We start from the raw sequence: 13,279 nt of genomic DNA, 5'->3' as shown, positions 1-13,279 counted from the left end.
CCTAAAGCTCGGTGGCCATGGTGAAGACGATCGGGTCATCGGCGCCGCGGCTGTCGTTGCAACTGACTCCGATCGTGATGATTTCGCCGACCCGGACGATCCGGCCCTGACCTTGCGGAAGTAGACAAGACAGGGTATTGCGCCATTCTTCGAGATCGCGCTCGGCCAAGGTGTCGGCGTCCGAAAGCGTGAGTGTCGGATCGCAGTCGACCGCGGAAAAGGTGTCCAATGCGTATTCATCCGCGCGGGCAGCATCACGATTGGCGCGCATTCGATCGGCCATCTCGTAGGCCAGAAAGGTCGCCTGACTGCGGATGTCGGCCTGGTGGGCCAGCTTGAGCGCCGATCCCTGAAGCGCAGCCAAACTTAGCAGGCCGACGGAAAGAACGACCATGGCGATGAGGACCTCGATCAGGCCGACGCCCTGTTCCGCGTAGAATGAGCGATGAGCGTTATGTTGATGAGATGGCGCCGTTTTGTTCATGGGTTCGAGCAATCTTCGCGAATGACGCTGATTCGACCGGTTACGCCGACGTCGATGGTGCGGGCGTTCTTTCCGGTGCAATAGGTCGTCTCGTGCTCAAAGGAAAGGTCCTGCCCGTCCACCACCACGTCACCCATCGCGCGATAGCGCACGTGCGCCGGACCTGAAAAGGTCTCAATCCCCTTCATGGCCTCCTCGACACGTAAGACCTCACTCGTCTCGTCGTCGACAAAAACGATCCACCCGTCGTCCCAGTCGTCGCCTCCGGTGCATGTTTCCTGGTCGGTGGAGGGACAGATCGAGACATGTTGGCCGCGTCTGACGGCCTCGCTGCGGGCCAGGCTCAAGGCCGTGACCAACGCGTTGACCTGGGTCGCGGCCCGGTTGTTCTGGACGAGATCGCGAAAGCTCGGGACACCCAGGGTGAGCAGGATCGCGGCGATCGCGACGGTGACCATGAGCTCAAGCAGCGTAAAGCCGCGATACGCAATCCAGGTGCGGGGAGCGATCCAGGGACACTTTGCAAGGGCAAGATCCATGTGGCCTCATTTTTCAGTCAGTTCTTATTCGCACCCAGGCTTCGCGACTCATAGCCATCGAGCGAGCTCAATCTCGTGGGCGAACCCAGTCTCGCCGCCTATGCGACTTCTGCGACCGTGCTGCGACTCCCGCAGTTGTTGCGTTCGCCTCAATTATAGCCAAGAAATCTTCCATACTTCGGAGGGATTTGGGACGCTGCTCACGTTCCGGACGTTGAGATGGACCGCTGGTCGGGTCATCCGCTAACATCGGGATCGACGCCCGCGGGGTGTCTTCGATCCTCTCGGCGCTTTGGTCTCCGGTCGGAGACCTACAGCCATGATCGGCCAGCGTCCGGCACCTACCTGCCCGGCGGATCGAAACGAACAAGACCTCGTCAGCCCGAAACCATGCGCATCATCCTCATCCTGATTGTCGCCTCTTGGGGAATCATCGCGCTCCTGACCTTCGCGACGACCTCCGACAAGTCGCTCGACGCCAAGCTGACCGCGGCATATCTCCTCGCTTGGCCGGTCTTGGCCGTCGCACTCTTCCTGAACGAGCCTGTACCGCTGTGGCTCGCGGTGCCGACCTTCTTCGGATTTTTGCCCTGGTTCCTGGCCGGGCCGCATCTCTACGCGATCGTGCGGGATCCGAGCCGCTCCAGATCCGACGAGATCATCGGCATTCCGCGCACCTACTGGAAGTGGGGCGGAATCGGCTCGATCCTGCTGGGATTGGCCTTTGATGGCTTCGTCTGAGCATTCGTTCGATCGCGTGCACCAGATCGCCGACGAGGATCTGGCCCACTTCATCCGCCCAACGTTCGACGACCCGGAACCATGAACCGACACGACTCGATTGCCGATCTCATCGCCATCGTCGCGCGTCTGCGCGATCCGCAGGACGGCTGTCCCTGGGACCAGGAGCAGACCTTCCGCAGCATCTTGCCCTTCACCTTGGAGGAGGCCTACGAGGTCGCCGAGGCGATCGAGAACGAGGACATGAAGGAGCTGCGCGAGGAGCTGGGCGACCTGCTGCTTCAGGTGGTCTATCACGCGCAGATCGCCGAGGAGCAAGGGAGCTTCGCCTTTCCCGACGTGGTGCAGTCGATCAGCGAGAAGATGATCCGTCGCCATCCGCATGTCTTCGGAGATGCGGAGCTCGAGGACGAGGAAGCAGTGCGGGCGAACTGGGAGCGCGAGAAGGCGGCGGAGCGGGCGAGTAAGCGCCAGCGACCGGTCGGGAGCGTGCTCGAAGGGGTTGCCCAGGCCCTCCCCGCCTTGGTTCGGGCCGAGAAGCTGCAGAAGCGCGCAGCGGTCGTCGGCTTCGATTGGGACCGAATGGAAGAGGTCTTCGACAAGGTGCTCGAAGAGTTACAGGAGTGTCGCGAGACGCTGCGCGCCCACGCCGAGCCGACCGAGCGGGTCCATGAGATCGGCGACCTGCTGTTCTCCTGCGTCAATCTGGCCCGGCATATGGGGGTGGATGCCGAGCAGGCGCTGCGGGCGGCGAACCATCGCTTCGAGCGGCGCTTCGGGCGGGTCGAGGTGTGCCTGCGTGCAGGCGGGCAGGCGCCGAGCGTTGCGGCACGCGCGGAGATGGAGCGGCTGTGGAATCTCATCAAATCCGAGGAGCGTTAAAACCGCGCCGCGTTGCGATCAGGCTCGGTCGTCACTTGGGATTGCTTCTGAAGTCATCAATAGGCTTCGGAGCTGGCGCGGTTTTAAGATTTTTTATTCAAAGACTGAACCGCGTCTTGCCGAGGCATGGGCAGGAGGTGGCGCTGCTGGCCTGACCTTTGCCACGGTTGTCGTCGTCGTAGTCGTAGTCGACAACGACAACGACAACGACAACGACAACGACAACGACAACGAAACGACCGTTCGGTGCTCAACTTAGGCGAATTCCGGAAACCCTTATGCCAAGGGTTTAGGTTGTGCCAAGCCGTGCGAGGCACAATCAACCGTCGGCGCGAGTTGTGCTTCCTATCGTCAGCACAACCTACGGGCATGGGATTATACGGAAATCGCCTTATTCCCAACAGGTTCTCAACGGTCGAATTTCACTCTGGACGCGATTCACCAATGAGCTATCTCGATAAGATCCATGCCTGCAATGCTTGGGAGCCGACTGCGTTTGTTCCCTTCATTCGACGGGGCGAGCGTCTCGGGAGCCTGCGCCGCAATGCTGCCGAGGAGCTTCAGCGCTGGCCGACCCGGTTCCGTGTCACGCAGACGACGGTCGAGTGGATCGAGACGCCGGATGACTTCGAAGGTTGCACCCTGGCGCTGGCCGAGATCGCCCGCGGACTCGTCGACGAGGGCGTCATCCCCTACCTGCACGGCGAGCAGTATCCCGTCACCGCCGGCGGGCGGGAGGCGGCACGCTGTCTGGTCGACCGGGCCTGTGCGCCCTTCTTCGGGATGCGCGCCTTCGGTCAGCATCTCAATGGCTACGTGCGGACCGCGCGGGGGATCGAGATGTGGATCGGTCGGCGCTCCGCCGATCGCCGTCTCTACCCGGGACGGCTCGATAACCTTGTTGCGGGCGGGTTGCCCCACGGTATCGCTCTGGTCGAGAATCTGCGCAAGGAGTGCGCGGAGGAGGCGGGGATGCCCCCTGCCCTTGCAGATCGAGCCGTTGCCGTTGGCGCAGTGACCTACTGTCGCGATTCGGAGCGCGGGCTGAAGCCGGATGTCATGTTCTGCTATGACCTGGAGCTTCCGGATGACTTCGAGCCGCGCTGCACCGACGGGGAGGTGGAAACCTTCTATCGTCTGCCGGTGAAGGAGGTCGCGGAGATCGTCCGCGAGACCGATGACTTCAAGCTCAACTGCAACCTGGTCATCATCGATTTCCTGATCCGCCATGGGCTGATCCCTCAGGATGACCCGCACTATGTCGCGATCGTCCAGGGTCTGCGTTCCCCATTGCCCGCGTCGGATCAACGCCCGACTCCGACCAACTGACAGGGCCGCTGCGGCGGTAAAGGCACTATGAGCTCAACTCGATTCCCGATCCAAAGACGAAAGACCGTGCCGGTTCGCATCGGCCCGGTGACCGTCGGCGGCCAAGCCCCGATCCTCATCCAGTCCATGACCAACACGGACACCGCAGACATCGCGTCCACGGTCCAACAAGTCGCCGAGCTCGCCCGTGCCGGCTCGGAGGTGGTCCGGATTACGGTCAATCACGAGTCCGCGGCCCGCGCGGTTCCAGCGATCCGCGAGGCGCTCGACGCGCAGGGGTGCAGCGTGCCCTTGGTGGGCGACTTCCATTTCAACGGCCACCGCCTGCTCACGGATTATCCGGAGTGTGCCGAGGCGCTCGCAAAATACCGCATCAACCCGGGCAACGTCGGGCGCGGCGAGAAGAAGGACAGCCAGTTCGCGACCATGGTCGAGATCGCCTGCCGCTATGACCGGCCGGTGCGGATCGGGGTCAACTGGGGCAGCCTGGATCCGGACCTGATCGTGCGGATGATGGACGAGAACGCGCGCTCGCCCGAGCCGCGGGATGCCGAGCAGGTGATGCGCGAGGCAATGGTGGAATCCGCCATCTCGAGCGCCGAGCGCGCCGAGCAGGTCGGCCTGCCGCGCGATCACATCATCCTGTCCTGCAAGATGAGCGGCGTGCAGGACTTGATCGCCGTCTACCGCATGCTGGCCGACCGCGGCGACTATGCCCTGCATCTGGGTCTGACCGAGGCCGGCATGGGCTCAAAAGGCATCGTCGCCTCGACCGCCGCCTTGTCGGTGCTGCTGCAGGAGGGCATCGGGGACACCATCCGCATCTCGCTCACCCCTGCACCGGGCGAGTCGCGCACGCGCGAGGTCGTGGTCGCCCAGGAGATCCTGCAGACCATGGGCATGCGCTCCTTCGCACCCATGGTTACCGCCTGCCCGGGATGCGGACGCACCACCAGCGACACCTTCCAGCATCTGGCTCAAGACATTCAGGCCTATTTGCGCGAGCAGATGCCGGAGTGGCGCACCCGTTTCCCCGGTGTCGAGACCATGCAGGTCGCGGTTATGGGCTGTGTGGTGAACGGACCCGGCGAGAGCAAGCACGCCAATATCGGCATCAGCCTGCCCGGCAACGACGAGCGCCCGGCCGCCCCCGTTTATGTCGACGGCGAAAAGGTCGCCACCCTCAAGGGCGACGGGATCGCCGAGCAGTTCAAGCGGATGGTCGACGACTATATCGAGACCCACTATCGGGCGCCGTGACGGGCGCGTCGGTGAGGCCTAAGGCGATTTCCGCAAACTTACATACCCGTAGGTTGTGCTGACGATAGGAAGCACAACTTGCGCCTACGGTTGGTTGTGCCTCGCACGGCTCGGCACAACCTACGCCCTTGGCGTGAAGGTTTCCGGAAATCACCTTAGTTTCCGGAATTTGCCTTGATCCGACCCGAGGCTTCCCGGCGCGATATCTCAGCCACTGTCCTAGAGTAGAAAGGAGGAGACATGAAAAAAACGATTCCTGTACTGATCGCCGGTGCGTTGATCTGCGGACCGGCCGTCGCCGATGGCCCTATGGTGGTCCCGCTGCAACGCCTCTCGATGGATGCGGCGGTCAAGATCGCTCAAGGGGCGATCGAGGAATGTCGCGAGAAGGGCATCCAGATCGCCGTGACCGTGGTCGACCGCGAAGGCACGGTACAGGTGACGCTCCGCGACACCATCGCCGCGCCCATCACGGTGCCGATCAGCACGATGAAGGCATTCACCGCCGTCAATTTCAATGCCGCGACCTCGGCCATGACCGATCGCGCCGATACGCCGATCGGACGTGTCGAGGGGCTTGTGATGTCCGCGGGCGGGGTGCCCGTGCTGGTCGGCGGCTCTTCGCTGGTGGCCGGCGTGGGCGTCAGCGGTGCGCCATCCGGTGCGACGGACGAGGAATGTGCGCTCGCCGGGATCGCCGAGATCCAGGACGATCTGGATATGGCGATGTAGGGCTGAACCGCGTCTGGTGGGGTTCTGGCCGGGTCGCGGCGAGATTGGCCGCGGCTCGACCAAAAATTTCGGCGGAATGCGGTTCGGGATGAGTCATGATTAAGGCGATTTCTGCAAGCTTCCATACCCGTAGGTTGTGCTGACGATAGGAAGCACAACTTGAGCCTACGGTTGGTTGTGCCTCGCATGGCTCGGCACAACCTACGCCCCTGGCATGAAGGTTTCCGGAATTCGCCTAAAGAGATCTACGGTTGGTTGTGCCTCGCACGGCTCGGCACAACCTACGCCCTTGGCATGAAGGTTTCCGGAATTCGCCTAAAGAGATCTAAACCGCGTCGTGCACGGCGTTCCGGGGAGCATCGAGTTTTGTCCCTGCTGCAGACATGGTATGGCACGCCGGACGCGGTTTCGTCCCACAACAGGATCGGGGGTGACAGATGCGTTTATTCGAAGCCGAGGCAGCGTTGATCGCGGATTTGAAGGATGAAAGCGAGATGATCGGCGAGATGCGCCTGCCCGCATTCACCGTAGTGACTGCGCGCCACCCGACGCTCGGCAAACTGGTGATCGTCGTCGGGCCGGACGGCACGGGTGCGGTCGTCGAGGCGAACGAGTAAGGGGTGTAGGGGCGACTTAAGTCGCCCCTACACCTCCTACGGGTTGTTCGATGCTTTCTCGAACATCCCATCAATCGCGGTCCGAGGGGGTGCGACGCATGCGCTTGCTGCTGGATTGTTTGCGCTTGGTCTCCAGTCGTCGCTCGGTCGATGCCCGTGTGGGTCGGGTGGCGATGCGCGGTTTCGGCCGCACGGCCGCCTGAGCGATGAGGGCGGCGAGGCGGGCTCGCGCATCGGCGCGATTGCGCTCGCGGGTGCGATAGCGGTGCGCCTCGATCATTAGAACCCCGTCAGAATCGATCCGCCGTCCGCCGAGGCGCGTCAGACGCTCGCGCACGTCCTCGGGGAGCGACGGCGAGCGCGCGACGTCGAACCGCAACTGGACCGCCGTCTCGACCTTGTTGACGTTTTGACCGCCGGGTCCGGGCGAGCGGATGAACCGCTCGCTCAGCTCGGTCTCGTCGATTCGGATACGGTTGGAGATCTGCAACATGATGCGATTCTATAACGAGCGCACATGGCCCGTTGTGCTGACGATTCGTAGGTTGTGCTGACGATTCGTAGATTGTGCTGACGATAGGAAGCACAACGCTCGCCGACGGTGGGTTGTGCCTCGCGGGGCTCGGCACAACCTACGACTCTATAACGAGCGCACATGGCGCGGAGATTGTGCTGACGACAGGAAGCACAACTTGCGCCGGCGGTTGGTTGTGCCTCGCACGGCTCGGCACAACCTACGGCCCTTGTAAATCCGTAGGTTGTGCTGACGACAGGAAGCACAACGTGCGCCGGCGGTTGGTTGTGCCTCGCACGGCTCGGCACAACCTACGGCCCTTGCAAATCCGTAGGTTGTGCTGACGCCAGGAAGCACAACGTGCGCCGACGGTTGGTTGGTTGCCTTAATCCACCCACACGCGCGCATTGCGGAACAGACGCATCCAAGGGCCGTCCATGCCCCATTCATCCGGGTGCCACGAATTCTGAACGGACCGAAAGACGCGCTCGGGATGGGGCATCATGATGGTGACGCGTCCGTCGAGCGTCGTCAGGCCGGCGATGCCCTCGGGGGAGCCGTTGGGGTTGGCGGGATAGCGCTCGGCGACCCGGCCGTCGTTCTCGATGTAGCGCGTGGCCACACTGGCGCGCGCCGCGGCGAGATGCTCGGCATCGCGGAACTCGGCCCGGCCTTCGCCGTGCGCTACCGCGATCGGCATGCGTGAGCCGGCCATCCCGGCGAGTAGGACCGATGGCGTCTCCCGGACCTCGATCATCAGGGTGCGCGCCTCGAACTGCTCGGAACGATTGCGCACGAAATGGGGCCAGTGGTCCGCACCCGGGATCAGCTCGCGCAGGTTGGAGAGCATCTGGCATCCGTTGCAGATACCGAGCGCGAAGGTGTCGCGGCGCTCGAAGAAGGCTTGGAACTGATCGCGTGCGCGCGGGTTGAAGAGGATCGACTTGGCCCAGCCCTCCCCTGCCCCGAGAACGTCGCCGTAGGAGAAGCCTCCGCAGGCGGCAAGTCCGCGGAAGCGCCCGAGGTCGACGCGCCCGGCCATGATGTCGGACAGATGCACGTCCACACACTCGAAGCCTGCCGCATGGAAGGCCGCGGCCATCTCGACCTGACCGTTCACGCCCTGCTCGCGCAAGATGGCGATCGGCGGACGCGCGCCGCGCTCGACATAGGGCGCGGTTGAGTCGTCGTCCGGATCGAAGGTCAGCTCAGCATACAGGCCCGGGTCCGGCTCGGCGATGCGTTCATAAGCCTCGGCCGCACACTCGGGGTTGTCGCGCAGGGATTGCATCCGGAAACTGGTCTCGGACCAGACCTGTTGGAGCTCGGTTCGACTCGCCGCGAAGAGCGGACGGCAGCGGCGACAGACGCGGATCTCATCGCTGTCGTCGAGCATGCCGATCACCGGGCTGTACTCGGCTAGGCCGTGATATTCCAGGATTTGCAGCACGTCGTCCGTATCGGTGTGGCACACCTGGATCACAGCGCCCAGCTCCTCGCTGAAGAGGGCCGAGAGGTCATCGGGGTCGACCGCCGCCAGGTCCACGTCGACCCCGCAACGGCCGGCGAAGGCCATCTCGCAGAGCGTGGTGATGAGGCCGCCGTCGGAGCGATCGTGGTAGGCGAGAATCAGCTCCTCGCCCTGAAGCTCCTGGATGGCGGCGAAGAAGCGCTTGAGTAGGTCCGGGGCATCCAGGTCCGGCCCGACATCGCCGAGCTGACCGTAGACCTGCGCGAGCGCGGACCCGCCGAGACGGTTTCGGCCCTGCCCCAAATCAATGAGGATGAGGTCGGTATCGCCCTGATCGGTCCGCAGTTGCGGCGTGAGCGTCGCGCGCACGTCGAGCACCGGGGCAAAGGCCGAGACGATCAGCGACAAGGGCGCAGACATCGCGTGCCGCACACCCGCGGCACCCTCCCAGACCGTCTTCATGCTCATCGAGTCCTTGCCGACCGGGATGGCAATCCCGAGCGCCGGGCAAAGCTCCAGCCCAACGGCGCGCACCGTCGCGTAGAGTCGGGCGTCCTCGCGCGGATCGCCAGTGGCGGCCATCCAGTTGGCCGAGAGCTTGATATCGCCGATCGACTCGATCCGCGCCGCTGCGAGGTTGGTAATGGCCTCGCCGACGGCCATGCGTCCGGAGGCCGGGGCATCGAGCAGGGCGAGTGGCGTGCGCTCGCCGATGGCCATGGCCTCGCCGGTGACGCCGCGATAGTCGCTGATGGTCACGGCGCAGTCGGCAACCGGGATCTGCCAGGGGCCGACCATCTGATCGCGCGCGACCTGACCGGTGATGCTGCGATCGCCGATGGTGACGAGGAAGGACTTGTCGGCGACGCCCGGCAGACGCAGCACGCGATCGAGCGCCTCGCGCAGATCGATCTCGGCGGTACGCAGCGGCGCACGCGGCGACTGTCCGGAGACGGCATCCCGCTCCATCTTGGGCGGCTTGCCGAAGAGAAGCGACATGGGCATGTCGATCGGGGTGTCGGCAAACTGCGCGTCGCCGAGCATCAGATGCTGATCCGCGGTCGCGGTCCCCACGACGGCATGCGGACAGCGCTCGCGCGCGCAGATCGCCTCGAACTGCGCCAGCCGCTCGGCCGCGACGGCCAAGACGTAGCGCTCCTGCGACTCGTTGCACCAGATCTCCATCGGCGACATGCCCGGATCGGCGTTGGGGACCGCGCGCAGCTCGAAGCGTCCGCCGCGACCGGCGTCATGGACCAGCTCGGGCAGCGCGTTGGCCAGACCGCCGGCGCCGACGTCGTGGATGAAGAGGATGGGATTGTCCTCGCCGAGTGCCCAACAGCGGTCGATGACCTCTTGGCAGCGGCGCTGCATCTCCGGGTTGGCGCGCTGCACCGAGGCGAAGTCCAGGTCCTCGGCCGAGGCGCCGGAGGCCATGCTCGAGGCCGCCCCGCCGCCGAGTCCGATCAGCATCGCCGGGCCTCCGATCACGATCAGCGGCGTGCCGACCGGGAAGCTGTCCTTGGCGACATGCTCGGAGCGGATATTGCCGATGCCGCCGGCGAGCATGATGGGTTTGTGGTAGCCGCGCAGCTCGGTCGCGCCGTTCGGTCCGGGGATAGCCTGCTCGAAGGTACGGAAATAGCCGGTCAGGTTGGGTCTGCCGAACTCGTTGTTGAAGGCGGCGGCGCCGATCGGCCCTTCGAGCATGATGTCGAGTGCGGAGACGATCCGCCCGGGCTTGCCGTGGTAGTCGGCCTCGGGCGGCTCCCAAGGCTGGCTGAAACCGGGGATGCGCAGGTCCGAGACCGAGAAGCCGCAGAGACCGGCCTTGGGCTTGGCGCCCCGCCCGGTCGCCCCTTCGTCGCGGATCTCCCCGCCCGCGCCGGTCGCCGCTCCCGGATCCGGCGCGATCGCGGTCGGGTGGTTGTGGGTCTCCACCTTCATGAGGATCGCGATGGGCTCCTCGTGTTCGCCGTAGATGCCGGTCACGGGGTCGGGAAGGAAGCGGCGCCCGTCCCAGCCCTCAATGACGGCGGCATTGTCCTTGTAGGCGGAGAGCACGCCCTCGGGGGAGACGTCCGTCGTATGCCGGATCATCTGAAAGAGCGAGTGCGTCTGCGGCTCGCCGTCGATGTCCCAGCGGGCGTTGAAGATCTTGTGCCGACAATGCTCCGAGTTGGCCTGCGCGAACATCATTAACTCGACATCGGTCGGATCACGCTCGAGCGCCTCGAAGCTGCCGGCGAGATAGGCGATCTCGTCGGACGAGAGCGCGAGGCCCAGCTCGCGGTTCGCTTGAGCGAGCGCCGCCTCGGGGTCCGCACCGAGCGCGACCCGGCGCACCGGACGCGGCTCGGCGTGCACAAACAATCGCTCGGCATCGGCTAGGTCGAAGAGCGCGATCTGGGTCATGCGGTCGTGCAGAAATACGGCGGCCTGCTCGACCGTTGCCGCGTCGAGCGCGCCGCCGTCCGCTGTCAGCAGATAGTAGGCGGTGCCGCGCTCCAGTCGCTCAAGGCCCACGAGTCCGCAGTTGTGCGCGATGTCGGTCGCCTTGGACGACCAAGGCGAGATGGTGCCCGGCCGCGGCACGACCAGAATGAGCCGGCCGACCGGCGCATGACTCGGCAAGGCAGGACCGTAGCGCAGGAGCCGCTCCAGGATCCCGCGCTGCTCCTCGGCCAACTCACCCGCGAGATCGGCGAAGTGGACATACTCCGCATAGACCTCGATCGGCACGCCGATCTGCTCGCGCAGCCTGCCGGTAAGCTTCTGAAGACGAAACGCGGAAAGGGCGGGCGCACCACGGAGGACGAGCATGGGACATGACTCTGGGTTCGGGCTCTTGATCCGACATGATACTTGAGATCCGAGGCCGGGGCTCGGAGGAGCGGGCGCTCACCCTCGGCTCGACGCGGCGATCGACGCCGAATGACCACAGGCGGGCAATCCTTGACCGGCTGCGAATCCGCCGTGAGCCACCCGCGGGTTAAGGCACGCGCGAACAGCTTATCCACACGAGTGGCCACAGGGGTTGGGGGTAAAGTCTGAGCACTGGTGAATTTCAAAATCTCTCACGGAGACACGGAGACACCGAGCGGACGCCGGAAAGATCTCGGATTATCCGTGCCTTCCGTGTCTGCGTGAGAGACATTTCGAGCTGGAACCTGGTCGCCTGGCGTTAACTGATCGGTGGCAAGGGCGTAAAGTATCACTCCGACCCTCCGTGCATCAGATCCGAACCCCATGCCGAATCACGCCCTTTCCGATCTCCTGTCCACGCTCGATTTCGCCTGGCGGCGCGAGCCGGCCAAGCCCGGCACCTTGGACAACATCCAATGGCGCGCAAACGCCTGCAATGCCGGCTCGATCCTCTTCTTCCAGCGCTTCGACGACGGGCGCACGGACGCCGAGATCATCGAGCGCTATCTGGCCGACAGCGCCTGCGCCGTACTGGTCACCAACCGCATGATCGAGGGTGTCGAGCGGCTGCAGGGCAAGGGTATCTATGTCACGCATCCCGGCGATTGGGCCGAGGTCGTCGGCCGTTTCTGCGACCGCTTCTATCCGCTGGACACCGACGGCACGGTCTTTCTGGGCGTTACCGGCACCAACGGCAAGACCACGACGGTCAAGTATCTGGAGGCGATCCTCTCGGCGCATGGCCGGCCGGTCCTCTCGGTCGGGACGCTCGGTCTCTCCTTGGCGGGCGAGCCACTGGCCCAGACCGGATTCACCTCCCCGCCTCTCATCGAGCTGCGCCGTCTGCTGCACGCCTATCGCGACCGTTACGCGGTGGTCGCGATGGAGGTCAGCAGCCATGCCCTGGATCAAGGCCGTGCACACGGCATCCCGCTGCAGAACGCCGCCTGGACCAACTTCACGCTGGACCATCTGGACTATCATGGCGGCGAGGCGGCCTATTTCGCGGCCAAGGCGCGCATCCTGGACATGATCGCGGACGGTGGCCGTCTCTACACGACCAGTCCGGATGTCGCCGAACGGCTGTCGGAGAATGGCCAGCCGCGGGCTCCCGTCGAAGTCCTGCCTGCCGCGACGCTCGGAGCCGAGGCGCTCGCTGCCAAGCCCTTCCTCGCGCTGGCGCACAACCGTCGGAACTATGCCCTCGCCGTCGCCTTGGCGGACGGGGTCTTGGGAGCGGGTGCGCGCGAGGACTGGCGGCACCTGAGCGCGGTGGACGGACGCTTCGAGTGTCGCGTCGTCGGCAACCGCACCCTGGTGGTCGACTTCGCCCACACACCGGACGCACTCGAGACCATCCTGACCGCGATCCGCGATGCCTTTCCCCCTGCGCGGGTCGCAACCCTGTTCGGCTGCGGGGGCGATCGCGACCGTTTCAAGCGCCCGCTCATGGGCGCCGCGGTCGCGCGTCATTCGGACCACACGATCGTGACCTCGGACAATCCACGCTACGAGGACCCCGAGCGCATCATCGCGGACATCCTGACGGGCATGCCCGAGGCGGGGCGCGAGGTGGAGGTCGACCGGCCGCTCGCGATCGCGCGCCTGCTCGACTTCCTGGCCGAGCGGCCGCAGGACGAGCCCTGGGTGGCTCTGATCGCCGGCAAGGGTCACGAGCGCTATCTCGACGCCAAAGGCCACAAGACGCCCTACAGCGATCAAGACGAGATCGAGCGCAACCTGATACGGCTCGGCTGGGTCTAACGCAGGTCACCGAGGATCGAC

General features: G+C 64.7%; 11 protein-coding genes. 7 read left to right on the top strand and 4 right to left on the bottom strand.

Annotation, left to right across the window (positions count from 1 at the left end; genetic code table 11):
* Nucleotide 1: 1 nt before the first annotated feature.
* Together pilV and AADX97_RS13180 are read right to left on the bottom strand one after the other, a co-directional pair.
* Nucleotides 2–484 carry a type IV pilus modification protein PilV gene (gene pilV / locus AADX97_RS13185; protein WP_374233778.1) on the bottom strand — a complete coding sequence of 161 codons (483 nt, stop codon included), beginning with the start codon at nucleotides 482–484 and terminating at the stop codon, nucleotides 2–4.
* Nucleotides 481–1,023 carry a GspH/FimT family pseudopilin gene (locus AADX97_RS13180; RefSeq protein WP_374233777.1) on the bottom strand — a complete coding sequence of 181 codons (543 nt, stop codon included), beginning with the start codon at nucleotides 1,021–1,023 and terminating at the stop codon, nucleotides 481–483. Before AADX97_RS13180 ends, pilV begins: the two co-directional genes overlap by 4 nt.
* A 390-nt stretch (nucleotides 1,024–1,413) precedes the next feature.
* Here AADX97_RS13180 and AADX97_RS13175 point away from each other — a divergent pair, with 390 nt between their 5' ends.
* The 6 genes from AADX97_RS13175 to AADX97_RS13150 all read left to right on the top strand — a co-directional run bounded on the left by AADX97_RS13175 (nucleotide 1,414) and on the right by AADX97_RS13150 (nucleotide 6,584).
* Nucleotides 1,414–1,764, top strand: a complete 351-nt coding sequence (locus AADX97_RS13175) for a hypothetical protein (RefSeq protein ID WP_374233776.1) — start codon at nucleotides 1,414–1,416, stop codon at nucleotides 1,762–1,764.
* 81 nt (nucleotides 1,765–1,845) lie between these two features.
* The gene (mazG, locus tag AADX97_RS13170) at nucleotides 1,846–2,646 is read left to right on the top strand and encodes a nucleoside triphosphate pyrophosphohydrolase (RefSeq protein WP_374233775.1); all 801 of its coding nucleotides are present in this window, start codon (nucleotides 1,846–1,848) and stop codon (nucleotides 2,644–2,646) included.
* Between the two features lie 444 nt (nucleotides 2,647–3,090).
* Nucleotides 3,091–3,975 carry a DUF4743 domain-containing protein gene (locus AADX97_RS13165; protein ID WP_374233773.1) on the top strand — a complete coding sequence of 295 codons (885 nt, stop codon included), beginning with the start codon at nucleotides 3,091–3,093 and terminating at the stop codon, nucleotides 3,973–3,975.
* Nucleotides 3,976–4,002: 27 nt separating this feature from the next.
* Nucleotides 4,003–5,235: a flavodoxin-dependent (E)-4-hydroxy-3-methylbut-2-enyl-diphosphate synthase gene (gene ispG / locus AADX97_RS13160; protein WP_374233772.1), complete on the top strand. Its 1,233-nt coding sequence runs from the start codon at nucleotides 4,003–4,005 to the stop codon at nucleotides 5,233–5,235.
* A gap of 240 nt (nucleotides 5,236–5,475) precedes the next feature.
* A complete protein-coding gene (locus AADX97_RS13155; protein WP_374233771.1) occupies nucleotides 5,476–5,967 on the top strand; it encodes a heme-binding protein in 492 nt (163 codons plus the stop codon).
* A gap of 437 nt (nucleotides 5,968–6,404) precedes the next feature.
* Nucleotides 6,405–6,584, top strand: coding sequence for a hypothetical protein (locus tag AADX97_RS13150; protein ID WP_374233770.1), 180 nt, complete (start codon nucleotides 6,405–6,407; stop codon nucleotides 6,582–6,584).
* Between the two features lie 70 nt (nucleotides 6,585–6,654).
* On the opposite strand, the gene arfB is transcribed toward AADX97_RS13150, so the two are convergent.
* Nucleotides 6,655–7,077 (bottom strand): alternative ribosome rescue aminoacyl-tRNA hydrolase ArfB, encoded by a 423-nt coding sequence (arfB, locus tag AADX97_RS13145; protein WP_374233769.1) that lies wholly within the window; start codon nucleotides 7,075–7,077, stop codon nucleotides 6,655–6,657.
* A gap of 406 nt (nucleotides 7,078–7,483) precedes the next feature.
* Nucleotides 7,484–11,392: a phosphoribosylformylglycinamidine synthase gene (gene purL, locus AADX97_RS13140; protein ID WP_374233768.1), complete on the bottom strand. Its 3,909-nt coding sequence runs from the start codon at nucleotides 11,390–11,392 to the stop codon at nucleotides 7,484–7,486.
* 426 nt (nucleotides 11,393–11,818) lie between these two features.
* On the opposite strand from purL, the gene AADX97_RS13135 reads away from it, so the two are divergent.
* A complete protein-coding gene (locus AADX97_RS13135; protein WP_374233767.1) occupies nucleotides 11,819–13,258 on the top strand; it encodes a Mur ligase family protein in 1,440 nt (479 codons plus the stop codon).
* Nucleotides 13,259–13,279 lie beyond the last annotated feature (21 nt).

It is taken from the genome of Thiocapsa sp. C2-2m (assembly GCF_041903745.1).
Taxonomy (GTDB): Bacteria; Pseudomonadota; Gammaproteobacteria; order Chromatiales; family Chromatiaceae; genus Thiocapsa; species Thiocapsa roseilacustris.
The sequence above is the reverse complement of the archived record's forward strand: the minus strand, read 5'-3'. Positions and strand labels throughout refer to the sequence as shown.

Coding starts and splice junctions, on each gene's coding strand:
- AADX97_RS13150 (WP_374233770.1), top strand. CDS start 6,405: ATGCGTTTATTCGAAGCCGAGGCAGCGTTGATCGCGGATTTGAAGGAT.
- ispG (WP_374233772.1), top strand. CDS start 4,003: ATGAGCTCAACTCGATTCCCGATCCAAAGACGAAAGACCGTGCCGGTT.
- arfB (WP_374233769.1), bottom strand. CDS start 7,077: ATGTTGCAGATCTCCAACCGTATCCGAATCGACGAGACCGAGCTGAGC.
- AADX97_RS13135 (WP_374233767.1), top strand. CDS start 11,819: ATGCCGAATCACGCCCTTTCCGATCTCCTGTCCACGCTCGATTTCGCC.
- AADX97_RS13165 (WP_374233773.1), top strand. CDS start 3,091: ATGAGCTATCTCGATAAGATCCATGCCTGCAATGCTTGGGAGCCGACT.
- AADX97_RS13155 (WP_374233771.1), top strand. CDS start 5,476: ATGAAAAAAACGATTCCTGTACTGATCGCCGGTGCGTTGATCTGCGGA.
- pilV (WP_374233778.1), bottom strand. CDS start 484: ATGAACAAAACGGCGCCATCTCATCAACATAACGCTCATCGCTCATTC.
- purL (WP_374233768.1), bottom strand. CDS start 11,392: ATGCTCGTCCTCCGTGGTGCGCCCGCCCTTTCCGCGTTTCGTCTTCAG.
- mazG (WP_374233775.1), top strand. CDS start 1,846: ATGAACCGACACGACTCGATTGCCGATCTCATCGCCATCGTCGCGCGT.
- AADX97_RS13180 (WP_374233777.1), bottom strand. CDS start 1,023: ATGGATCTTGCCCTTGCAAAGTGTCCCTGGATCGCTCCCCGCACCTGG.
- AADX97_RS13175 (WP_374233776.1), top strand. CDS start 1,414: ATGCGCATCATCCTCATCCTGATTGTCGCCTCTTGGGGAATCATCGCG.